The following is a 22,741-nucleotide window of genomic DNA, read 5'->3' as shown; positions in this document are numbered from 1 at the left end:
GATCACTGTTCATACATTGCCAATAAATTTTTTTCATTATCAATGTAAAAAGTATCAATAAGCGTTCTTGTTAAGTATTTGATAGAGCATAAATAAACTTTAGATAGTGGAAAATCTGATTTTTTTCACTAATGAAATGAAACATTCCAGATTGGAATGAAGAAATTTATAAGCACTAGTAAATACGTGAGAGCAACTATAAAATAAATACAATATATTTTATAAGTAACTATAATCACGAAGGTAGATCATTACATATGTATATACTTAGGCCCTTACTAATTCTTATTCTGACTTTTACAAGTTCAGCTATTGAGCTAGGAGAATTAGATTTAAAATTAATTCAATCCACATCTAAAGGGGATAACGTCTTAGTTCAAAAGAAGCTCACCTCTGAGCAAATTAGAGAATTGAGTTCAAAATATGAAAGAAGATTTTTGAAATCAGCAAATACACAAGAGCTTTTCACTGTAATAAAAGATATTAAAACAAAGAGAACTTTCAATATATCACTTAATTACAATATCTATCAGGCTAAATTAATCGCAGATCACTCACCATTATTAATTAAGATTAAAAATGCCATCAAGGAATTTTGGTACAAAATAATAAAGAAAAGCTTTATCCCCGAATTAACAGGTGTATTTAAACTTGAAATCATAAAAAGGTTTGAGCCCCCACATAAAGATGCATTCACAGATACTTCACGCTTCATTGCTCATGCTGGAGGTGTAATCGATGGAAGAATTTACACTAACTCACTTGAAGCAATTAACAGTAGTTACAAAAAAGGCTTTAGAAGAATTGAATTAGATCTCCAAGAGACAAGTGATGGCATAATCGTGGCCGTCCACGAATGGGATGATTGGGCCGATGAAACAAATTATAGTGGAGACCTTCCGCCTACCCATCAAGATTTTATGAGTCACAAATTATTTAATAAGTATACACCACTGGATCTAAGTACGATTCGTAATTGGTTCGAAAAACATCCTGATGCAGTTTTAGTCACGGATAAGATTAATAAGCCCAAAAAAGTATTAGAAGTATTCAAATATAAAGAACGTTTAGTAATGGAGTTATTTAACGAATCCTCATTGAATGAAGCATTAAAGCTAAATATAAAAGAGGCCATGCCAACTCATTATCTTTATTTAAATATAAAGAATAAACTCGATGAATATTTAAGAAAGGGAATTACTTCAATCGCACTAAGTCGTTACTACGCTAAGAATAATTACGATGATCTTTTGAAGTTAAGAAAACATGGGTTTAAAGTCTACGCTTATCACCTTAACCACGGAAAGGATAAGCGAGATGAGATATTTGTAGCATGTAATGAACTAGGATTATTCCATGGATTCTATGCTGACAATTGGGACTTTAAAGAAAAAGTAGAATGCTTTAATCCTCTTTAGGAGTAAATTGTGTTGCGTATTCTTCATTGGCAAAGATAAATCCAATTTCTTTTTTTAAAGCTTTAATCTCTTTATTTTCTTTTTTAATTGGACTTCTTTCTTCAGGATCAAGTTCTAAATTAAAATATTGCCAACGATTATTTCTTTTATTCCAAATTACTTTATAAGGATGTTTAACAACTGATAAGAAAGTACCATTGTACGGCTGAACCAGGTAAGAGCTTCGCTCTGATTTAGTTATTAATGTTTCACCGGCAGATTGTACTTCACCTTTATATCCGATCAAGTCTAATACTGTAGGTTTGATATCTACCTGACTACCATTAATATTTTCAATATTGCCATCTAAGTTTTGAGATTTAGAAATAATTAACATTGGTACTCTAAAGAACTCTTCGTACGCGCCAGCTGCATTACTTTTCATACCGTGCTCAGAATTTGGAAAACTATGATCACCTGTAATGATGATGATTGAATCATCAAAGATCTTTTTCTCTTTTAATTCATTAATCAATGTTCCCAAGTATTTATCACTTGCATGTAGAGAATTAATGAAGGCTTCTGTTAAATGCTTTTCATCTGGAAATATCTCTTTCTGGTCTTTTGGTACACGATCAAACCACATATGATTTGATACTGTTTGGATCATTGCAAATATAGGCTTCTTATTTGATTTAAACTCTTCAATATTCTCTACGAAATAGCGGTATGAAAAATCATCTTGGACTCCCCATCCCCACTTTAAAACACCAGGCTTACTTTCTATTTCACGAGAAGTTTTTATATATTCAAAACCAGATTTTTTTATGAAGTCATGTGTATTATCAAAGCCTGGATTACCAAAAGAGTCATGAAAATATGTCGTATATCCCATTTGACCAAGTACACGAGGCAAACAATCCAACTTACTGCTATCAACACGATATGACGCTTTTCCTCGAGGAAGCGGAACTAGCGAACAAAGAGTCGCATACTGGCCCTTAATTGTTTGAATCGAATTAGAATAAAAATGTTTAAAAGAGAGTCCCTCTTTATAAAGTTCATTCATTACGGGTGTAACATACTTGCCGTTAATCTTTTTATTTATATAAATTCCTGAATAAGATTCTAGATGAACTAGAATAATATCTTTTTTATCTTCTGGATGAGTTGATTCAAATTGATAATTTAAAATTGAATCTATGTTTTTATAAGCTTCACCAATATATTTTGAGCTACTATTTAAATAATAGTCAGACATTGTTTTAGCAAATGCAGACAGTTCTTCTTTAGAATAAGGTGCAAAGATCACCAAGAAAATATAAACAATTAAAGAAGCTAAACCGAGCAATGGTCTTCTATAACTAACTTCAAACTTTTTACTCTTAAAAAAAGTAACTATGATTATTAAATGAATAAATAAAAGAGTAACAACATCTTTTACACGATAAATTTGTCCAAATATTGCACCATTTTCAGGTATTAAAACTTCACCTATATTATCAATCAAAATTGCATAATCATAAGCAGTGTTTGTACGATGAAAGAAGATATAGCCGATATAATATAAACTGATGAAAAAAATCGAAAATGCTAACCTTGAATATTTCTTTTTACAAAAATGGAAGACTGTTTGAGCAAGACAGATAATAAATATAAAACCTAACAAAAACGTACCGTAATCAAAGGCGGTATAGTTTTTCCAAAGAGATAAGCTATTTGAATATCTTATGAAGGAAGCTAAATAAACTAACGAATAAAAGAATCCAAATATATTCATAGGTCAAGGCTCATTAAGAATTTAGTAAACCTAAGAGTTTTAAAACTCTTAATTTTACAACATTAAAAAGGGCCTCAAAAATAATTCCGCCACCCATTTTTGATTGACCGTCACGTCTTTCATAAAAGATAATTGGCACTTCTTTTACCTTAAGTCCTCTATCCCAAACCTTATAATTTAGTTCAAGTTGAAAGATATAACCATTCGAGATGATTTTATTTAAATTAATAGCTTCAAGTGCTTTACGTGTGAAACACTTAAAGCCACCTGTTGTATCAAGAACAGGGATCCCTGTCATGAATCGTGTATAAATAGATGCACAGTAAGATAATAGAAGTCTTCTAAATGGCCAATTGATAATTCGAATTCCATCAATATAGCGAGAACCAATAACAAGATCATTTTCCTGTGCTGCTGCTAGAAGGTCTTTAACCGCATCTGGATCATGTGAAAAGTCACAGTCCATCTCAAAGACAAAGTCATATTTATTTTCGAGGGCCCACTTAAATCCAGTGATATAGGCCGTACCCAGTCCAAGTTTTCCAGTACGCTCAATTATATGAAGATTTTCATTTGATTCCATCTTCTTTTTAACCACATCTGCAGTTCCATCAGGTGAACCATCTTCTATAATAAGCAATGAGACCTCTGGGTATTTTCCAAAGATCGTATCAATCATACGCTCTATGTTATCGATTTCATTGTAAGTTGGAATAATGATCAATGATCTATTCCATGGAAGTTGGCCAGTGCTCACCTTTTTCATCTCCTATGACTGAAAGAACTATAAGAAAAGATCACTATCTTTTCAACACCTTTTACAACCTGTATAATCAAGCATTGCAGACTTCAGGAATTCATATGTTTTATTTTTTCAACATCTATTTAAGTATTGTTTTATTTCTTATTGCCCTAACGATTACGCTTCGTTCCAAAAACAATAATAAAATATTATCACAAATAACAGCCTCCCTCACTTTTATCTTTTTTACGATGAGTAATATCTTTATCGTAAGTAATTACTTTACTGGTGTAGGGCTAAATGATGTTGTCCTCTATCACTTAAGACTTGATACAGTAGAAGCAGGAGTTGGTGAGTACACAAATATTATTATTGCTAGTGCTGCAATGATCATCTTATCAATTTTCTTCACTTATAAAATAACGAAAAAGAAGGTTGCATCACAATTTGCTACAGTAGTACTTCTACTGGCCATTATCTCAAGTCCATTGACACATAATCTCTATACTCTTTTAAAGCCTAATGAATTTCAAGGCGTAAAAATAGATATTCACAAAGCCGGTGACGAGATTGCAGAAATCAAAGATAAGAAAAACCTCATCATTATCTACGCTGAAGGTTTTGAAAAAACATATTTAAATGATGAGGTCTTTCCAGGAATGACACCAAATATGAGAGAGTTAGAAAAGCAATCTCTTTCATTTACTAATATGTATTCGAACTATGGTGCAACATGGACTATTGCAGGTATGGTTGCTTCACAATGTGGCGTTCCTCTTGAAGCAGCAGGTGAAGGCAATGCAATGGAAGGTATATTCAATTTCTATGGTTCTGCTGTTTGCCTTCCCGACATTCTCCATAGTAATGGCTATATTGGTGCCCACCTCAAAGGTGCCTCTGTCGTTTTCTCAGGTACGAAAAATTATTTAAAAACTCATAAGTATAGCCTTATTAAAGGTAAAGATGACTTGAAGAAGAAATACCCAACAGCAAGAACGAACTCTTGGGGATTTTATGATAAGAACTTATTTGATGAAGCAAAAATAGTTGCCGATAATTTAGCTAAAAAAGATAACCCGTTCTTTTTATCAGTAAATACATTAGATACACACCACCCAAAAGGTCATGTATTCCCATCATGTAAAATCAATCATCAAGATGGTGACAGTCGCTTAGTAAAAGCTTTTAAATGCTCTGATTATTATATTAAAGAATTTGTCGATAAAATCAGGGCCTCTGAATATAGTGACAACACTCTTATTGTTGTCATGTCAGATCATTTATCATTAAGAAATTTATTATCAGATAAATTACAGGGAATGGACCGTAAAAACCTATTTCTCATCAATTATCCAAATAATAGTAAGACTGGTGAGGTGACAAAACCCGGTACTCACCTTGATGTTGCAACAACACTCTTGGCTCAATTAGGTACTGATTATAAGGTTGGCCTTGGCGTTGATCTTTTAAAAGAAGAAAAAACTCTTTATGAACAATATGGTGCTAAAACAGACTCCTATTTAAAAGGAATGAAAGAAGAGTTTTTAAAGCTATGGTCTATTAAGAACCTAGATAAAGGTATTCGTGTAAAAGATGAATTTCTCTATGCTGGAGACAATAAGTTTAAAATTCCTCTAATCCTCTACTATGACGAGAAGGGAAAGATCACACCGACCTATTTTCTTGGAAAGAAGAAAAAAATACAATATTCAAGAGACTTAATTAGAAAGTCTCCAAACCAGGCCTTCACGTGGATTGACTACTGTGACACTTTTGAAGAGTTCTTTAAGACTGAGGCCCCAAGTAATGAGTTTTGTACTATCTCTGGAAAGCTAAGTGCGAATCTTAAAATTGAACCTTTAGATGAGGGCTTCCACTTAAGTAATGATGATATTATCGATATAACTAAGCAAAAGATCGATTCTAAAAATTTCTCAAACTATCGAAAGTTAATCGATTGGAATCTTAATGGGCCTCTTAAAAGTCTTGTGGAGAGCTCAAAAGAAGGTGAAATCATTCAATATACACATCTTCCAAAAAACTTCGAACAAGCATTCAACCGAGTAAGCTTTAAGAATACAAAAACACCTGATCACTTTTATCGCTATATTTCGGGAAAGAAACAAAAACCTGAGATAAAAATAAATGGGAAGAAGTATAAAGCAACACTCGTTAAAAATGATACTGGGCTGATTAAAAAAATCCATAACCTATTAAGGAAAACACTATACGTGTTCACTGGACGTGCATACTTCCCAACTGTAACAGGTGTTCAAAAGTTAGAGCTCATTAAATAAGTTATTAATGCTTGGGGTGGAATTTAATTTCCATCTCTAGGCCACAGGCCTTTGCATACTTATTCAATGTTGAAAGTTTTAAATCGAGACGATTTTCAATTTTAGAGACATCAGGCTGATCTATACCTATTAAGTCTGTTTGCTTAAGCCCAAGTGATTTTCTTAAAGCTTTTAGATCGATGTCGTAGTAGTCATTCTTCTTGATGGCCGTCTTGGCATACTCTAAGAACTCTAAGTCTAAGTTATCATAACTCATTAAAGTTTCTCCCCGTTTCTTCCGTAAAACAGTTGTAATGAATTTAATTGTATCATCTTTTGAGTTTTTTGCGAGCATTCACTTGAATGCATACGTAAATGATCAAGTATTCATTTGATGGCATATTTTCTCTCCAGACAACCGTGATATGCCATCAAGTGAATATTCTTTATCTTTTTCCACACAATATTCACTCAAGTGCATAACCTACTAAAATTTACGCAAAATATGTACATAAGTGCATTTTTCATATGCCGTTAAGTGAATATTTTATATTTCAGTATTCACTAAGCATCTGGTATTATTCCAGTCTATGAATTTAAAAGAATTTATCACGAATCCTATTGAACTCGAGTACTTCCAGGGGCTTCTTTCTCAACTTAATGAGAAAAAAGAACAACTAAGAATTGCTACTCCTGAAAATGACACAGGGGTTTACCCTACAGCAATTGCACCTCGAGAATTAATGCGTCGCGAACTTCCTTTTTATTCATACGAAGACATCAAGCAACGATATTCAACAAAAGAAATAGTCGACTGTACTTTATGGCTTAGAAAAATGCACGGAGGCCTTGGCTCAAGCCTTGATCGAAGTGAATATCTAAAAAAATATGGCCGCACAACTCCAGGTTCAAAATCTACAGATCTTTATATTGAAACAAAAGAATTTGGAGACATCTCACTAGCTGAAGCTCAAATCATTCAAGCTTCAAAGAAAACAAGCTCATTCAAAAAAGTGGTCCTACAGGACCTTGTTAATAATGATGTAAAGCCAATCCTAGATAAGATGTGGGAGAAGCATTCTCAACTCTTAAATGAAAACTTTTCTCGCCTTGAATCAGTGGTTCAACAAAAACTCCCAACTATCAAAGATGGCAAGCTTTCAACTGAGAGACTTGCACCTGCGGGACATGGTATCTTTGGATACGAAGTCTTTAAAGGCCCAAGGCCTTCCGGCGACAATATTGTTGCCTGTATCGGAAATGGAGAAGATCTAAGCTCCACTCCAGATCGCGCTATTGTCAATTGGATGCTAACTGAGAATATTCCAGTTGTTATGGTAACCACCACAAAAACTGACCGTGATATGAAAGGTGGCCAAATTGCTCTAAAAGTCGAAGGCGATAAGACCTACCTTACAATTGTAGAAAAAGCACAAGCTGAACAAGCTGGACAATTAGATTACTTTGAAAAGCTGGGTCTTCGCGAAGAAGATGATGACGCTTTTTTCAATACGAATTTAGTACTCGTAAACTTTAATGCTATCGATAATAGTGAAATAGCACTACCAGACTTAATAAAAAATCAAAAAGGTGACTTTGTGCAGCTTGAGGGTGCGATGGGATCAGTACTGTTAAATTCAGATAGACTAGCTAGAGAAACAGGAAAAAAGTTTGTTCATATTCTCAATGTTAATAAAGAGAACCGAAAAAAGTTTTTTAGTCCCATCAAAAACATACGTGATTTTAGAGACTTAATAAAGTCCTCTATGCTAAACAATGGTACTTTTCACTTCAAATAAACTTATTGTTCATTCATAATATATAAAATATATCTTTAATAAGTTTAATTAACTTAGGATCAAAATGGCTTACTACATACTAGTATTCTTTATTTCTTTTATTGTGTCGTACATGACAATGCCCATACTAATAAAGTTTGCAAACCATGCTACTATTTATGCAGATCCATGCGAAAGGTCTTCACATGACAAAAAAGTCCCTAATCTTGGTGGAATTGGTATTTTTCTAGGTATCGTATTCAGTATGTTACTTTTAACACCAAACAAGTTATTTTCGGGCCTGCAATATATTTTAGCAACTCAATTCATCATTTTTTTCTTGGGATTAAAAGATGATATCTTTATTCTTTCAGCTAAAAATAAACTAATAATACAAATTGCATGTGCCTTAATATTAATAGTCCTATCTGGTGCAAGAATAACAAGTTTTTATGGAACGTTAGGCATATATGAGTTAACTGACACCCAATCTTACATATTTTCGATTATAACGATTGTCGGGTTAGTAAATGCATTTAATCTTATCGATGGTATTAACTGGCTAGCGGGCCTCATTTCTATTTCGGCTGCAACATTTCTATCTATCTGGTTTATTACCAATGGATTTATAATATTTGCGGGGCTCTCACTTGCAATAATAGGCTCTGTTATTGCATTTTTAATTTATAATAAAACTCCTGCAAGAATTTTTATGGGTGATACTGGTTCATTACTTCTAGGCTTAACTCTAACATTTTTAATAATTAAGTTTATAAATCTGAATCACACTCTACCGAATCTTAAATTTCAATTAAGATCTGCCCCTTCAATGGCAGTGAGTATCTTCTTTATACCAATTCTTGATACATTAAGGGTATTTTTAATTAGAATCAAAGAAAAGAGAAGCCCTCTTAGCCCGGATAAAAATCATCTACACCACATTTTACTTGATGCAAACTTTACACACTTACAAGCGGCACTTAGTTTATTCTTTATTAACTCAGCTTGTATCATAATTTCTCTCATTCTTAATCGTTTTACGGGAAAAATTATAATACCATTATTATTTGTATTTTCATTTTCACTAATTAATGTATTTATATTTTCGAGAGTAAAAAAAAAGAGTCTTAATCTTGTAATAAATTAAATATTTTCTTATTTACTATTTCTGTGGAAAACCGGCTTACTGCGAGTTTTCTACTATTTTTAGAAAGTCTTAATAATTCCTCATCCCCAATCTCTATTGTATTTAATACTGTATTGTATAATGACTCAACATTTTTAGGCTCAAACAAGAAGCCGTTTGATTCTACAACTTGACGACATCCAGGCACATCACTAGTCAATATAACACACCCCATACTCGCAGCCTCAATCAAAACTTTTGAAAGTCCTTCACGATATGAAGGCAAGACCATAAATTTAGTTTCACTCAAGATCTTTGGTACATCACTCCTTTTACCAAGATATTCAATACCTGAATCCTCAATTAGCTCATTAAATTCTTCTTTAGAAAGACTTGTTTGATTATCAGAGTCCAGGCCACCCACAATTAAAACTCTTAGACTTGGATATTCTAATTTAAGTCTCTTCATCGCCTTTATATATTCTACAACACCTTTATCCTTAATAATCCTCCCGATGAATACAAAATCATATTCTCGTTCTAATATACTTTCGTTAGAACTAAAAACGTTCGTATTCACACCACTCCCCTCAATTAATACGAAATTTCTTGCTGAAACTTTGAAATCTTTTATAAGACTCATATCATCATTATTTTGAAAAATGATATTCTTTGCAAATGGAAAAATTACTCTATACAAGTAAATCACGATATTCTGTAGAGCCCCCCCTTTGATAAATACAGTACCCAAGCCTGTTACATTATTTATAAAGGGTATTGATAAAACAATACATACAAAAGCAGAAAAAACATTTGGCTTTATTGTAAAGTTCATTACAAAATCTGGTTTTTCATTTATATAAATCTTAAAATAACAATAAATTAAGAAAACATTTTTCATCAACCCAGTAGATTTTCTATCAAGCAATGAATTTATTATCCTAATATTAGGAAAAAATTCTCCCATTTTTTTTTCACTTCCATCGAAGCTTGTTACGATTACGACTTCACTATATTTCTCATTCAATTCTTTTATTAAATCGTATCTAAAGTTTAAAAGGTACCAAGAATCTGATGCGCACAGTATTATCTTTTTATTTGACATAAAGTTAGCCTATATTTTTCTATAAAGTTTTGTAAATTACATAAACCATAAGTTAGGATAAATATCAGAAACGGATCTCTATACCTATAATATGAACCTACATTTGGTACACTAAAGCAAATAACCTCTATCACTATAAACAAAGGTAATAAGTATATATTTCGAAATAGTGCCAATACAGAAAAGATAACTGCAGTACCAATAATTAGACTCTGTATACTTATCATTATTGATCTTAATGATGAAAACGAATAGTCTTTTGGAGATGGATAAAAGAAGCTTAAGTATGTCAATCTTGGAATATATGCGAACAAATCTCTGTAACGTTTGAAAAACAAGTCCCTATCTACGTCACTATCACCCTTCTGACGGGATAGATAATAACTTCGAGCATACAAAGGCATAGAGAATAATTTATTAAAATTAGACTTCTCATAGACAAGGTTTACACTATTTTTCTGATTCGAAACAACACTCGCTCTATCGAACACACCAACATTCTTAGCAAAATTTGCAGTAATCAATATTGTCACTAACGATACCAAAGATTTTTTTAGTAGAGTCCTATCTTTCTTAATTAATGATATGATTAAAATGGTTAATGATATGAATAACAGATAGTAACTATAGTAAAATTTTGTTACCAATATAATTGTCACACCTATCATTATAAAAAATAGATCGTATGCAATATTTCTATTTCTTGTAAAAAACAGAAAATTATAAATAAAACAAAGCCCCAAGAATATAAATGATTCCTTATTTAAAAAAAGATACCAATTAATTACAGATGGAAGTGATATAATTAATAGATAAGAAAGCAGTACTTTTTTCTTTAAATAAACAGAAAACGTATCAATTATCAAATAACCGGCTATAGATATTAACATAACGCCAAGATAACCGGATAGAGCAACATTACAAATTCCAAATAAATCATAAAAGATCTTAATTACAAATATTACTACGTTTCCGGATAGAGTTATATTTGATTCTCCATTACAAGCTAAGTTATGAAACTTACCAACATCAGGTGTAAAACTTGATACTCCGTCAGTGAACAAACCTGGTATAATAACTGGTAATACAAAGTGGACAACGCAATGCAGAACGAGTGTATATAAGAGCGTGAAAATAAATGCTTTTTTACTTTTCAATCAGTATACCTTTATAAATAGAATATTAGACACAAGAGTTAATTTTAATTAATATCATATACAAATAATTACACTTATTTAAAGGTAAAAAATGAGAAAAGTATCTGTTATCGGACTAGGCTATGTCGGCCTTCCTGTAGCAGTGAATTTTGCAAAGAATTCACGTGTTATAGGATTTGATATTAATAAATCAAGAATTAAAGAATTGAATCAAAGTAAAGATTCAACTAATGAAATTGACTTTAATGATTTTCCCAATATTGACATTATATTCACGGATAGTATTGATATTCTAAAAGAAGCAGATTTTCATATAGTTGCAGTTCCTACACCTATCGATAATTCTAAACAACCTGACCTGCGTCCAATTAAAGCTGCAAGTACAACTGTTGCTAAAGCTTTAAAAAATGGCGATATTGTCGTATATGAATCAACAGTATATCCAGGTGTTACAGAAGATATATGTGTTCCAATCCTTGAAAAAGAATCGGGACTTAAGCACGGCCAAGATTTTTGGGTTGGATACTCACCAGAAAGAATTAATCCCGGTGACAAAGAACACACATTCACAAAAATTACAAAAGTAGTTTCAGGATGTTGTGGAGAATCCTTAAAAGTGGTTTCAGAAGTGTATAAAAGTGTTGTAACAGCTGGTGTTTACGAAGCATCAAGCATCAAAGTAGCAGAGGCAGCAAAAGTAATAGAAAACACTCAAAGAGATGTAAATATTGCTCTAATAAACGAATTAGCTCTCATTTTCGATCGCATGGATATAAATACACTAGAAGTCTTAGAAGCCGCTGGTACGAAATGGAACTTCTTAAACTTCAGACCTGGCCTTGTTGGTGGACACTGTATTGGTGTTGATCCATACTATCTTACACATAAAGCGGAACAGCTAAACTATCACCCTAATGTTATTTTAAGTGGCAGGAAAATAAACGACTATATTCCTAAGTTCATTGCTGAAAAAGCCATTAAATTAATGATAAAGAATAAAGTCGATATCTCATCAGAAGTAGTCACTATTTTAGGATTAACCTTCAAAGAAAATTGTCCAGATTTACGAAACTCAAAAGTTGTCGAAATTGTTTCGGAACTACAATCTTTTGGTATAAAAGTTCAAATTCACGACCCTGAAGCCTCAAAAAATGAAGCCCTTCAAGAATATGGTCTTGAGATTGTTAAAAATATAGATGAACTTCAAAAATCAAATGTAATTATTGGAGCCGTCTCTCATAAAGTATATAATAAGCAATACCTAAATAAATTAATTACTGATGATACTATCATTCTTGATGTTAAAAACTTTTTGAAAGGTATGCATACTGGAACTTATTGGAGCTTATAGTGAAACTTGAAAAGAAATACAACTGGTTCATTACTGGAGCTGCCGGATTTGTAGCATCTCATATATGTGATTACTTAATTAGAAATAATCAAAATATAATAGCTGTAGACAACTTCCTCACAGGACTACAAAGCAATATTGACTACCTCAAAGAGGTTTCAACTAGCCACCCTGAATCATCATTTAATTTTTACAATGCTGATATTTGTGACACAGAAAAAATGATTGAACTGTCAAAAGGTTGCGAAAAGATAATTCATCAAGCCGCACTAGGCTCTGTGCCTAGAAGTATAAAACTACCAGTAGATACTCATCAAAATAATGTGAATGGATTTATCTCCATTTTAGAAGCAGCTAGAGCCAACAATATAAAACGAGTTGTATATGCATCTAGCAGCTCTGTTTATGGAGACAGTCCTAAGTTACCTAAAGTAGAGTACGAAACAGGAAAGGTTTTATCACCATACGCTGCAACAAAAGCAATAAATGAAGTATATGCCGATGCATACACAAGCGCTTATAAAATGGAGCTAATAGGGTTACGTTATTTCAATATATTCGGGCCAAGACAAAATCCAAATGGTGCATATGCTGCAGTAATACCAAAATGGATTGGTCAACTACTAGAAGGAGATACTCCAACCATAAATGGTGATGGCACAACCTCTAGAGACTTCTGCTATGTAGATAATGCTGTCCTAGCAAATATCCTCGCCTCAATAACTTCTAAAAAGGAGGCATATGGAGAAGCATTTAACATAGCATGTGAAGAGCAAACGAGCTTGAACACACTTTATGATATGATCAACAAGGGGCTAAACTCTCTTGATGAAAATATTCCAATTACCGAAGCATTATACAGAGACTTCAGACAAGGCGATATAAAGCACTCATTAGCTAATATTTCTAAAGCGAAAAAATTATTAAATTATTCCCCTATGGTCCTTGCGCACGAGGGAATATCAGCCACTGTTGAATACTTCTTCAAAGAAAAGAGGAAATTATAATGAAGGGAATTATACTTGCTGGTGGTTCAGGAACAAGACTTTACCCTGCGACCTACTCAGTATCAAAACAACTTCTACCAATATACAACAAACCAATGATTTACTATCCATTAAGTATATTGATGCTTGCGAACATAAAAGAAATACTCATTATTACAACAAAGAGAGACATGCCACTATTCAAAGACCTACTTGGAGATGGATCACAATATGGAATCAATTTAGAATATGAGATACAGAATAAACCAAATGGCCTTGCCGAAGCATTTATTATCGGCGAGAAATTCATAGGAAACTCACCAGTTTGTCTTATCCTAGGCGACAATATTTTTTACGGTCAAGGTATTAGAGAAAAACTAGAAAATGCTGCAGAACTCAATGAGGGAGCAACTATTTTTGGTTACTATGTCAATGATCCCGAACGATATGGCGTTGCCGAAATAGATAAATCCTCAAACGTACTTACAATTGAAGAAAAACCTGAAAAGCCAAAGTCTAACTATGCTGTAACAGGTTTATATTTTTATGATAACTCAGTTGTGGAGAAAGCTAAGAATGTTAAGCCCTCAAAAAGAGGCGAGTTAGAAATCACTAGCATCAACAATGCATACTTAAAAGAAAATAAAATCAAGATGGAAGTTCTAGGAAGAGGAATAGCATGGCTAGACACTGGAACACATGAATCATTTCTCGAGGCAGGAAACTTTGTATATGCCCTTGAAAAAAGACAAGGCTTACAAATTGCGTGCCTAGAAGAAATTGCATATCTTAAAAAGTGGATATCTAAAGAAGATATTAATGAAAAAATTTCCAAATTAAAAAACAATTCATATTCAGAGTATTTAAAAAGGGTCGTAAAATATGAGTAGAAACATACTTATAACTGGTGGCGCGGGCTTTATTGGCTCTAATTATATTAATTATCACCTAAAAAAATATAAAGAAGACAAAATAATCAACCTAGACTTATTAACCTATGCAGGAAACCTAGATAACACCACCGAATTTAGTAAGAATTCGAATTATACTTTTATTCATGCTGATATCTGTGACTTAAATAAGCTAAATGATTTATTTGAATCGCATCAAATTACAGATGTCATACATTTTGCAGCTGAGTCACACGTAGACAACTCAATAAATGGGCCTGAAGCCTTTATACAAACTAACATTATAGGAACGCACTGTCTTTTACAAACAGCCTATAGACATTGGTCAAAAAATAACTCGATCGAGACTTCTAGGTTCCATCATATCTCTACAGATGAAGTATATGGCTCACTTGATGAGACAGGATTATTTACAGAAAAAAGTCAATATTCACCAAATAGTCCATACTCAGCATCAAAAGCATCATCTGACATGCTTGTAAGAAGTTATAATCAAACTTTTAAACTAAACACCGTAATAACAAATTGTTCTAATAATTATGGTCCTAAACAACATAAAGAAAAACTAATACCAAAAGTTATTATCAATATTCTTAATAAGAAACCTGTACCTATTTATGGAAAAGGTACTAACATTAGAGACTGGCTATATGTAGAAGATCACTGTGAAGCTATCTACAAAGTTTTTAACGAAGGCATACCAGGAGAAGTTTACAACATTGGTGGTGATAACGAGTATAAAAATATAGATCTAGTCTTACTAATTTGTGAAAAGATTGCAAAGTTAAAGAATGTAGATGTTAATGAATATATATCTTTAATTACATATGTTGAGGATAGAAAGGGTCATGATTATAGATATGCTGTTGATATTACCAAAATTAAATCAGAGCTAGGTTGGGTACCAAAACACGAGATACATAAAAGTATTGAAAACACAATTTTATACTATATGAAACAAAATGATAGATAATCTTAAAAGACTTAAAACATTTACTGATGAACGAGGTAGTTTAATATCAATAGAAGTTGGTAACGAAATCCCTTTTATAGTAAAAAGATTGTACTATATCTTTAATACAAAAAATTTACCCAGAGGATTTCACGCTCATAAGAACCTTGAACAAATGCTAATATGCGTAAGTGGTAGTTGTGATATAAAGCTCGATGATGGTATCAATTCAAAGGTTTATAAACTCAATGATCCATCAAAGTATTTATACATAAACAAACCCTTATGGCGAGAGATATATAACTTCTCAAAAGACTGCTGCCTTATTGTGCTAGCAAATGAGCTTTATGATAAGAATGATTATATAAATAGTTATGAAGAGTATATCCAATTTTTAGAGGAAAATAATGAATACAAATCTTGATCAAATAGCAGAAAAATACGACTCTTTACATGAAGACTGGAAAAACTTAGAAACAACCGTACGACACAAAGAGTTCCAAAATTTCATAAAACATGTAAACTCATACGATTCAGTATTAGAGATTGGATTAGGTGATGGAGCATTCACAGAACTATTGAATAGTAAATTTAAAAGAACAATAGCAGTTGATGGCTCGAGTAAAGCAATCGAAATCCTAAGTAATAATGATAAACTAAAGGAAGTAGAGTTTGTACATAGCTATGCAGAGAGTATTCCTGCAAATATTAAATCAAAAAACATTGTAATGAGTCACATTCTCGAACATATTAATGAGCCAATAGAGGCCTTAAAAAACATAAAAAATAACAATATGCTAGATGAAACAGTTCTTTATATTTCAGTACCAAATGCTATGTCCCTTCATAGGCAAGTAGCTGTCAAAATGGGACTTCTAAACAAAGAAACAGATTTGAATGATAGAGACATCACCCTTGGCCACGTACGTGTGTACACACCAGAAACATTAAAAAGGGATATCATTTCTTCTGGACTAAATATAATAGAATTCGGAGGCGTTATGATCAAGCCCTTAACAAATCGACAAATTGAAAAGGACTGGAATAAAGATATTATCAATGGCTACATAGAACTTGGTAATCATTACCCTGAAATATGCGGAGATATATACATAATAGCAAAGAAGTGAACATGGCAATATATAAAAGTGATATAAAAGGCGACTTCATTACGCTACGTCCAGTAACAACTCGTTACTCAGAAGATATTATCAAACTAAGAACTGATAAAATAATATCTAAATATCTAAATAAGACAGTTCCATCAATTGAAAAACAAAATGAATGGCTGAGCTCTCAAATTAATAAAAATGGTGATTATTACTTTGCAATAATTGATAATAAAACAGATAAATTAATCGGAACAATTTCTCTGTACAATATAGATAAAGAAGACACAGCAGAGTTTGGAAGATGGATATGCATAGGAAATAGCTTACAATCAACCGAGTCAGTATTACTATTGCATGACTTTGGATTTAATGTAATAAAATTAAAAAAGATATACTCAAGAACGGTTGCTGAAAACACAAAAACCTTAAACTTTCACAAACGTTTTGGAGCTACACAAACAGAACATATGATACAACTAGAAAATTCGGATTTTACACTCATCGAAAACTATATAGATTATTTACAATACGAAAACATAAAGAAAAAAATTAAAAAAAAGATAGAGATATTTAAGTGAAAGTACATCATTACGGTTTTTTAACTCTAAATTTAGACAAGACTATTGATAAATTTTCCAAGCTAGGCTATCGAGTCACATCGGACATAATCAAAGACAATGAGAGAGGTGTAAACATTGTCTTCATGGATCATGAAAATTCAAACGGGCACACTCTAGAATTAGTTGAGCCAAGCAGAGATGATTCAGATGTAAAATCCTTAATTTCAAAGTTAAAGAGTAACCTTTATCACATTTGTTATCTGACAAATGATATAGATTCTCAGATTGAGAAACTTAACATGGAAGGCTTCATTACAATACAGGAACCTAAACCCGCAATAGCATTTAATAATAAGAATGTAGCTTTTCTTTATACAAAAGAAACTGGAATAATAGAGCTACTGGAGAGCAAATGAAAATTGCATTCACAGGAAACTACAATATTGACTTTGTAGCAAGAAAGATTAAAAAAACACTTAACTCTGAAGTATATGTCTCAGAATACAATCAATACAATCAAGAGCTACTACTAGAGAACAGCTCTCTTTTTAAATACGAACCGGAATTTATTGCAATTCTTCTTGAAGGTAATTCTTTACTGAAATTAAATAGTCTACAAAACATAAAAAATCATATTAATGACTTGATAAATTCATCATTAAAGAACTCTAAATCATACGTAATCATAAATACAATTAAGTTTGATGCAATATTTAACAAAGGTCTTTGTTATAATTCTGAAAACTCAGAAAAAAAAATACAACTATCTATAAATAGTTTATTGAATGACTTATCAATTAAACATGAAAGAGTTTTTGTAATTGATACAATGTCGCTATATGAAGAATATGGCTCAAAAAATATTGAGGATCAATCATTATGGTTCATGAGCAGAAATCCCTACAATAAACTAGGAATATCACTCATAGCAGAACAAATAGAAATAACTATCATGAATATTCTTAAAAAGAATAAAAAATGCCTTGTACTAGATCTTGATAACACCTGCTGGGGCGGAGTAATCGGAGAAGAGGGAATAGAGAATATTCAACTTAGCAAAGACGGTAGTGGTGAGCCGTATTATATCTTTCAAGAAACAGTAAAAAAAATCTCTGAAAAAGGTGTTTTATTAGCTCTTTGTTCAAAGAATAATGAAAAGGATGCAAAAGAAGTATTTGACAAGCACCCTGAATGTCCGCTCACTTGGGAAGATTTCATAATAAAAAAGGTGAATTGGACCTCTAAAGACACCAATCTACGACAGATCGCTAAAGAATTAAACATTGGCGAAGACAGTCTTGTTTTTATAGACGATAATCCAGCAGAGAGGGAGATTGCAAAAATAAATACAAATTGCACAGTTCCAGATTTTCCTAAAAATCCAGACAACCTTCCCTTGCATATAATAGAAATAGATAAAAAATACTTTACTAAATTCTCTTTAAGTAAAGAAGATCTAAATAAAAAAGAGAACTATCTTCAAAACTTTAAAAGAACACAGGTTGAAAGAAGCTTTGAAGACATTAATGACTTTATAAATTCATTAGACATTAAAATTAAAATTTTCAAAAACAATATAGAGCAAGTAAACAGAATTGCAGAGCTAACACAAAAAACAAATCAATTTAATTTTACAACAAAAAGATATTCAAAAGAACAGATAGTAGAATTTATTAACTCGGAGGTCTATCATGTTTATACAGCAGAAGTATCAGATAAGTTTGGGAACCAGGGCATCACAATACTTACTATACTTAAAGAAAATACTAATGATATAGAAATTGATACATTTCTTTTGAGCTGTAGAATTATTGGAAAAAAAATTGAAAATGTGTTCCTAGAATCAGTTCTGAAAAATCACGATAAAAAGATTAAGGCTAGCTATATACCAACAGCAAAAAATATATTAATAAAAGACAAGCTTGACGACCTTGGATTCTTATTAACTAGTGAAAATGGTAACAAAAAAGAGTATTCGCTAAGAAACAATACTCAACTAAAAACTGAAAAATTAAATATACAGGTAATATATGAAAAATAAAATCACTGAAATACTAACTGAAACACTTGAATGTGAAGTTAATGAAAACACATCTATGGAAAGCTGCGAAGAATGGGACTCGTTTAATCATATAAACATAATTATTGAACTAAAGTCTCAATTTAACATTGATATACCAACAGATGATATTTCACTTTTAAACTCATATAGCAATATAGTGAATTACATCAAAAACAAACAAAACTAGTGGAAGAAAACTTGATACCTTTTTTGGACATAAAAAAACAAAATTTAAAATATAAAGATGAGCTTATTAAAGCTTTTAATGGAGTATTAGAATCGGGATACTTTATAAATGGTGATCAGGTTAAGGAGTTTGAAGAATCATTTTCTAAAATAACTGAGACAAGATATTGTGTTGGTACATCCAATGGCTTAGATAGCTTAGTGCTATGTATTTTAGCATGGAAAGAAATAGGTTTTCTTAAAAGTGGTGATGAAGTAATTGTACCAGCGAACACGTTTATTGCAACTATTCTTGCAATTTCAAGTTGTGGATTGAAGCCTATATTAATCGAACCTTGTAGTAAAACATTTAATATTACAGCAAAAGAAATAAGAAAGCACATAAGTCAAAGAACTAAACTTGTTATCGTTGTACATTTATATGGACAAATGGCAAATATGAGTGAAATTTCTGAACTCACTAAAAATTCTTCTATCTTACTTCTTGAAGATTCAGCACAAGCACATTTGGCTACACATAGATCAAAACCAGCAGGAAGCTGGGGAGATGCTGCGGCATTTAGTTTTTATCCTGGAAAAAACCTTGGAGCACTAGGAGATGCAGGAGCAATAACTACAAACAACAAGAAGCTATATGAAGTTATTAAGGCATTAAGTAACTATGGTTCTGAGAAAAAGTACGAACATATATACAAGGGTAGAAACAATAGGCTTGATGAAATTCAAGCGGCATTCTTGAATGTAAAATTAAGATATTTAAATGACGAAACAATTACAAGACAAAATATAGCTAAAAGATATTCTACAGAAATCACCAACCCTCTGATAACTCTACCACATATCGCTCAATACAACATACATGTGTGGCACTTATACGTTATAAAAACTAATCATAGAGAAGAGCTAATTGAACATTTGAGAAGAAATAATGTTAATACTTTAATACATTACCCAATACCAATACATAAACAAAAGGCTTATAAAGAAATTAGTAATCTTCACCTACCGATAACAGAGTCACTCCATAACAAAGTACTATCTATTCCAATTGACCCTAACTTAACAGTTAAAGATATTGATCAAATTATTGAAAGTATCAACTCTTTTAAATTATGAAGCTATTAAAAGTTGCATCCTTATCCGGCTCACTAACATTAATTAAAATGGGCTGTGGCTTTTTAATAGGAAAAATCATTTCTGTTCATTTAGGCCCTACAGGAATAGCACTCATTGGTCAGATCCAGTCAATTGTAACAATGTTAACGGGAATCATCAATTCACCAACTAGTGCAGGGATCATTAAATATACTGCTAAATATAATAACAAAGAATATGAGTATTATTCGAAATGGTGGACAGCAAGCCTAAGAATAGTCTTTTTAATATATATAATAATTCTACCTATCACGCTTATTTTTTCAGAGCAAATTTCACTATACTTTCTTGATGATCAAAAATATAAAAATTTAATAATTCTTATCTGTTCAATATTGCCCATAACTAGTTTAGGAACATTAATAACATCTATCCTAAATGCTAAAGAACAGTATAGAGACTACGCAAAAGTAACTGTTATATCTACGCTTCTATCAACGACGCTGATAATTGGCATGATCTATTATTTTTCTACTCAAGGAGCCTTGATAGGTATAAGTATACAATATGCAATAATTGGGCTTATTGGTGTTCTCATCACTTACCAAAAGACTTGGTTTAAATTTAGAGTATTAACGCAAAAAATAGAAAAGGAGCATGTATTAAATATCTTAAAATATGTTGCGATGGCTATCGTTTCTAGTACTTTATTCCCTTTCGCCATAGCACTAGTGCGTAAAACAATTATAGAAAAAGAAGGGTGGGAAGCTGCAGGAATCTGGCAATCGGTTTGGCGCATATCTGAAGTATATATTAAAGTCATTACTATTTCTTTAGGAACATATTATTTACCAAAGCTTAGTAAATTAGAAAAATATTCTGAATTAAAAAGCGAAATAAATAAAGTATCTAAGATTGTTATGCCAATAATATTATCAGGTACATTAATTATATATTTAGCTCGAGACTTAGTAATAATACTACTATTTAGTGAAAAATTCCTACCTGCAAGGGACTATTTTCTAATACAATTAAGTGGAGACATAATTAAAGTATACAGTTGGTTATATGCATACCCAATGCTCTCAAAAGGAGCTGCTAGATGGTTTATATCTACAGAAATTACATACTCTTTATTATTTGTAATACTATCTAAAATACTTATAAATTATTGGGGGCTTCATGGTATAAATACTGCTTACTTAATAAACTATAGTCTTTACTTTATAACAGTTAGAATAATATTAAAAAAATATGCAAAATAGAAATAACCCATTAGTTAGTGTTGCAATTGTAACCTATAACCACGAAAAATTTATTACTGAGTGTTTGGACTCAGTATTATCTCAAGACTATAACAATGTAGAAATTGTAATCTCAGATGATAATTCCACTGATAATACTGTTGCAATTATTAATAATTTTATAAAAAATCGTAAAACCAACATATCAATTAAAATAATAACATCTAACATAAATGAAGGTGTAACTGCTAATACAAATAAAGCTCACTTCAACTGTAAAGGAAAGTATATAGCATGGCTTGGTGGTGACGATTTAATGTTACCTGGTAAGATAAGGAAACAAGTAGAGATATTAGAAAGTAATAGTGACTGTAATATTGTTTTTCATAATTTGGATGTTTTTGATTCTGAATCAGGGAAAACCCTATTTCTATTTTCAAATTTAAAAAGAAGCAATTATCAAAAAAAAGATCTAATTAAACTCGGTTGTATAAATGGAGCTTGTTCTAACATGGTTCGACGTTCTGCAACCCCGCCACATGGATTTTACAAGTACCTTCCTGTTGCTGCAGATTGGCTATACTGGATTGAGACAATAGGTAATGGAACCGCTATTTATATAAATGAAGTGCTAGGAAAATACCGTAGACACTCTAACAACGTTACACTTAAAACAAATAATATATCACAGGCAGATATAGATCATTTAAACACATGTAATTACCTAATAAAAAACTCAATTAAATATTTTAATGAGATTAGATTTAGACAATCTCAAATAATTTTCTCTCTCAGAAATAAGATGAACTACCTAGAGTGTTTAAAATACTCTCTTTCGATTAGAATAAATTTAAAAGCACTAATAGCTTTAATAGTATACTATTTAACATTCACAAAATACAAGTTCAAATAGGTGTAATT

Annotated in this window: 20 protein-coding genes; 16 read left to right on the top strand and 4 right to left on the bottom strand. The window is 31.7% G+C overall.

Annotation, left to right across the window (positions count from 1 at the left end; all coding sequences use genetic code 11):
* Positions 1 to 257: 257 nt before the first annotated feature.
* Positions 258 to 1,418 (top strand): glycerophosphodiester phosphodiesterase family protein, encoded by a 1,161-nt coding sequence (locus BALOs_RS00180; protein ID WP_120403963.1) that lies wholly within the window; start codon positions 258 to 260, stop codon positions 1,416 to 1,418.
* On the opposite strand, the gene BALOs_RS00175 is transcribed toward BALOs_RS00180, so the two are convergent.
* Both BALOs_RS00175 and BALOs_RS00170 read right to left on the bottom strand, forming a co-directional pair.
* The gene (locus BALOs_RS00175; protein ID WP_162929468.1) at positions 1,405 to 2,907 is read right to left on the bottom strand and encodes an LTA synthase family protein; all 1,503 of its coding nucleotides are present in this window, start codon (positions 2,905 to 2,907) and stop codon (positions 1,405 to 1,407) included. The genes BALOs_RS00180 and BALOs_RS00175 overlap by 14 nt on opposite strands.
* A 283-nt stretch (positions 2,908 to 3,190) precedes the next feature.
* The gene (locus BALOs_RS00170) at positions 3,191 to 3,934 is read right to left on the bottom strand and encodes a polyprenol monophosphomannose synthase (protein WP_233500236.1); all 744 of its coding nucleotides are present in this window, start codon (positions 3,932 to 3,934) and stop codon (positions 3,191 to 3,193) included.
* Positions 3,935 to 4,170: 236 nt separating this feature from the next.
* Between BALOs_RS00170 and BALOs_RS00165 the strand changes: the two genes are divergently transcribed.
* Positions 4,171 to 6,216, top strand: a complete 2,046-nt coding sequence (locus BALOs_RS00165; RefSeq protein WP_158536788.1) for a sulfatase-like hydrolase/transferase — start codon at positions 4,171 to 4,173, stop codon at positions 6,214 to 6,216.
* 4 nt (positions 6,217 to 6,220) lie between these two features.
* On the opposite strand, the gene BALOs_RS00160 is transcribed toward BALOs_RS00165, so the two are convergent.
* On the bottom strand, positions 6,221 to 6,472 hold the full coding sequence (locus tag BALOs_RS00160; RefSeq protein ID WP_199506612.1) for a helix-turn-helix domain-containing protein: 252 nt from the start codon (positions 6,470 to 6,472) through the stop codon (positions 6,221 to 6,223).
* Positions 6,473 to 6,785: 313 nt separating this feature from the next.
* On the opposite strand from BALOs_RS00160, the gene BALOs_RS00155 reads away from it, so the two are divergent.
* Together BALOs_RS00155 and BALOs_RS00150 are read left to right on the top strand one after the other, a co-directional pair.
* Positions 6,786 to 7,994 carry a UTP--glucose-1-phosphate uridylyltransferase gene (locus BALOs_RS00155; protein ID WP_114706025.1) on the top strand — a complete coding sequence of 403 codons (1,209 nt, stop codon included), beginning with the start codon at positions 6,786 to 6,788 and terminating at the stop codon, positions 7,992 to 7,994.
* 112 nt (positions 7,995 to 8,106) lie between these two features.
* Positions 8,107 to 9,120: an MraY family glycosyltransferase gene (locus BALOs_RS00150; protein ID WP_158536787.1), complete on the top strand. Its 1,014-nt coding sequence runs from the start codon at positions 8,107 to 8,109 to the stop codon at positions 9,118 to 9,120.
* Here BALOs_RS00150 and BALOs_RS00145 read toward each other — a convergent pair.
* Positions 9,101 to 10,204, bottom strand: coding sequence for a glycosyltransferase family 4 protein (locus BALOs_RS00145; RefSeq protein WP_114706023.1), 1,104 nt, complete (start codon positions 10,202 to 10,204; stop codon positions 9,101 to 9,103). The two genes, BALOs_RS00150 and BALOs_RS00145, sit on opposite strands and share 20 nt — an antisense overlap.
* A gap of 1,248 nt (positions 10,205 to 11,452) precedes the next feature.
* Between BALOs_RS00145 and BALOs_RS00135 the strand changes: the two genes are divergently transcribed.
* From BALOs_RS00135 to BALOs_RS00075, 12 genes are all read left to right on the top strand, one after another.
* A complete protein-coding gene (locus BALOs_RS00135; RefSeq protein ID WP_114706021.1) occupies positions 11,453 to 12,712 on the top strand; it encodes a nucleotide sugar dehydrogenase in 1,260 nt (419 codons plus the stop codon).
* Positions 12,712 to 13,719, top strand: a complete 1,008-nt coding sequence (locus BALOs_RS00130; protein ID WP_199506611.1) for an NAD-dependent epimerase/dehydratase family protein — start codon at positions 12,712 to 12,714, stop codon at positions 13,717 to 13,719. The genes BALOs_RS00135 and BALOs_RS00130 overlap by 1 nt, the downstream gene beginning before the upstream one ends.
* The gene (rfbA, locus tag BALOs_RS00125) at positions 13,719 to 14,588 is read left to right on the top strand and encodes a glucose-1-phosphate thymidylyltransferase RfbA (RefSeq protein WP_114706019.1); all 870 of its coding nucleotides are present in this window, start codon (positions 13,719 to 13,721) and stop codon (positions 14,586 to 14,588) included. The genes BALOs_RS00130 and rfbA overlap by 1 nt, the downstream gene beginning before the upstream one ends.
* Positions 14,581 to 15,582: a dTDP-glucose 4,6-dehydratase gene (rfbB, locus tag BALOs_RS00120; RefSeq protein WP_114706018.1), complete on the top strand. Its 1,002-nt coding sequence runs from the start codon at positions 14,581 to 14,583 to the stop codon at positions 15,580 to 15,582. Before rfbA ends, rfbB begins: the two co-directional genes overlap by 8 nt.
* A complete protein-coding gene (locus BALOs_RS00115; RefSeq protein WP_114706017.1) occupies positions 15,572 to 15,985 on the top strand; it encodes an FdtA/QdtA family cupin domain-containing protein in 414 nt (137 codons plus the stop codon). Before rfbB ends, BALOs_RS00115 begins: the two co-directional genes overlap by 11 nt.
* Positions 15,969 to 16,691 carry a class I SAM-dependent methyltransferase gene (locus BALOs_RS00110; protein WP_114706016.1) on the top strand — a complete coding sequence of 241 codons (723 nt, stop codon included), beginning with the start codon at positions 15,969 to 15,971 and terminating at the stop codon, positions 16,689 to 16,691. Before BALOs_RS00115 ends, BALOs_RS00110 begins: the two co-directional genes overlap by 17 nt.
* Positions 16,692 to 16,693: 2 nt before the next feature.
* A complete protein-coding gene (locus tag BALOs_RS00105; RefSeq protein ID WP_158536786.1) occupies positions 16,694 to 17,251 on the top strand; it encodes a GNAT family N-acetyltransferase in 558 nt (185 codons plus the stop codon).
* A complete protein-coding gene (locus BALOs_RS00100; RefSeq protein WP_114706014.1) occupies positions 17,248 to 17,649 on the top strand; it encodes a VOC family protein in 402 nt (133 codons plus the stop codon). Before BALOs_RS00105 ends, BALOs_RS00100 begins: the two co-directional genes overlap by 4 nt.
* Complete coding sequence (locus BALOs_RS00095; protein WP_114706013.1) at positions 17,646 to 19,274, top strand: HAD family hydrolase; 1,629 nt, start codon at positions 17,646 to 17,648, stop codon at positions 19,272 to 19,274. The genes BALOs_RS00100 and BALOs_RS00095 overlap by 4 nt, the downstream gene beginning before the upstream one ends.
* 219 nt (positions 19,275 to 19,493) lie before the next feature.
* Positions 19,494 to 20,597 (top strand): DegT/DnrJ/EryC1/StrS aminotransferase family protein, encoded by a 1,104-nt coding sequence (locus tag BALOs_RS00085; RefSeq protein WP_114706011.1) that lies wholly within the window; start codon positions 19,494 to 19,496, stop codon positions 20,595 to 20,597.
* Complete coding sequence (locus BALOs_RS00080) at positions 20,594 to 21,841, top strand: O-antigen translocase (RefSeq protein WP_114706010.1); 1,248 nt, start codon at positions 20,594 to 20,596, stop codon at positions 21,839 to 21,841. The genes BALOs_RS00085 and BALOs_RS00080 overlap by 4 nt, the downstream gene beginning before the upstream one ends.
* Positions 21,831 to 22,733: a glycosyltransferase gene (locus BALOs_RS00075; RefSeq protein WP_114706009.1), complete on the top strand. Its 903-nt coding sequence runs from the start codon at positions 21,831 to 21,833 to the stop codon at positions 22,731 to 22,733. Before BALOs_RS00080 ends, BALOs_RS00075 begins: the two co-directional genes overlap by 11 nt.
* Positions 22,734 to 22,741 lie beyond the last annotated feature (8 nt).

This window comes from Halobacteriovorax sp. BALOs_7 (genome assembly GCF_003612895.1).
Classification (GTDB): Bacteria; Bdellovibrionota; Bacteriovoracia; order Bacteriovoracales; family Bacteriovoracaceae; genus Halobacteriovorax_A; species Halobacteriovorax_A vibrionivorans.
Note: the sequence above shows the minus strand (reverse complement) of the source record. Positions and strands in the feature narration are given on the sequence as shown.